The organism is Pseudoalteromonas sp. SR45-5 (assembly GCF_014163565.1).
Classification (GTDB): Bacteria; Pseudomonadota; Gammaproteobacteria; order Enterobacterales; family Alteromonadaceae; genus Pseudoalteromonas; species Pseudoalteromonas distincta.
Genome location: NZ_JACJDN010000837.1, coordinates 1 through 1411, shown reverse-complemented (window position 1 = coordinate 1411; position 1411 = coordinate 1). Strand labels below are relative to the sequence as shown.

The 1411-nt window shown below is 44.0% G+C and carries 1 protein-coding gene and 1 pseudogene; one reads left to right on the top strand and one right to left on the bottom strand.

Annotated features, from left to right (window positions below; genetic code table 11):
• Nucleotides 1-123: 123 nt before the first annotated feature.
• The gene (locus H5072_RS19465) at nt 124-1005 is read right to left on the bottom strand and encodes an NAD(P)-dependent oxidoreductase (RefSeq protein WP_182694509.1); all 882 of its coding nucleotides are present in this window, start codon (nt 1003-1005) and stop codon (nt 124-126) included.
• Between the two features lie 121 nt (nt 1006-1126).
• Here H5072_RS19465 and H5072_RS19460 point away from each other — a divergent pair.
• Nucleotides 1127-1411 (top strand): annotated as a pseudogene (locus tag H5072_RS19460) (glutathione peroxidase); the annotation flags it as partial.

Genomic DNA, 1411 nt, shown 5'->3' with positions numbered 1-1411 from the left:
TAAAAACAATAACTTTTTAGATCTATTACTTCCTCTAAAAGCGCAGCGCCTCTAAACCTCTTTGTGAATAAGTCACTTTTACGGGCTTTGCCCGTCACGCAAGCAAGCTTCGCGTCTACAGCGTTATTTTTTATGCAGCGCTTCAATGCGTGCTAGTAAGCTTGAGGTGTCGTATCTGCCACCGCCGAGTGCTTGTACGTCGGCGTAATATTGATCGACCGTTGCGGTCATTGGTAAAGTAGCGCCGTTGTTTTTAGCTTCATCGAGTGCTATGCCTAAATCTTTACGCATCCAATCTACGGCAAAACCAAACTCATATTCACCCGCCCACATTGTTTTGTAGCGGTTTTCCATTTGCCACGAACCGGCTGCACCTTTAGAAATGGTCTCTATAACTTTTTCACCATCAAGCCCAGCTTGCTTGGCAAAATGTAAGCCTTCGGCTAAACCTTGCACTACACCAGCAATACAAATTTGATTAACCATTTTACAAAGTTGTCCCGAGCCAACGCCGCCTAGTAATTGGCTAAAGCGACTAAACGCCGCCATTACTGGCTGCGCTTTAGCAAATACAGCTTCACTACCACCCGCCATAACCGTTAATACGCCGTTTTCGGCGCCAGCTTGTCCGCCCGATACAGGCGCATCTATAAAGTCGATATTTTGCAGAGCCGCTTTTGCAGCCACTTCGCGGGCTACTTCGGCAGAGGTTGTTGTGTGATCAACCAAAACAGTGTGCGGCAGCATGCCCGCTAACACGCCGTCGTCGCCATACACTACTGAGCGTAAATCGTCATCATTCCCAACACACATAAATACAATATCGGCATTGCTGGCAGCTTCGCGCGGGGTTGATGCAAAGCTTCCTGAATGTTCTGCAGTCCACATTTGAGCTTTAGCTTGAGTGCGGTTATAAACGCATACGCTGTGCCCTGCTTTTGCTAAGTGCCCCGCCATTGGGTAACCCATTACGCCTAAACCTATAAATGCGACTTTCATTGACATAAAAATGACCTATTTAACTGATAACTTAGAAACTAGACCTCGATTATGTCAACCGGTCGATAAAAAAGCGAATGAAAGTCTTTATAAAATTTCCTTAACAGGAAAGGTAAGTAGGTAACCTATGGACAGTATTTATCAATTTAATGCACCACTTTATAACAGCGAAAATTTTCCTCTTAGTCAGTTACAGGGCAAAACCGTCCTTATTGTTAATACAGCGAGTAAGTGTAATTTTTCGGTGCAATTAAACGCACTCGAAAAGCTCTACCAGCAATACAAAAGCAATGGTTTTACTGTGCTTGCGTTTCCGTGTAACCAGTTTGGCCAAAATGAGCCGCTTGATAATTTAGCCATTAAAGACTTTTACCAAGATCAATTTAATATCTCGTTTGAGGTATTTGGTAAG

Bases quoted from the DNA above. Each gene is read 5' to 3' on its own strand.
- H5072_RS19465 (WP_182694509.1), bottom strand. From the start codon at position 1,005: ATGTCAATGAAAGTCGCATTTATAGGTTTAGGCGTAATGGGTTACCCA.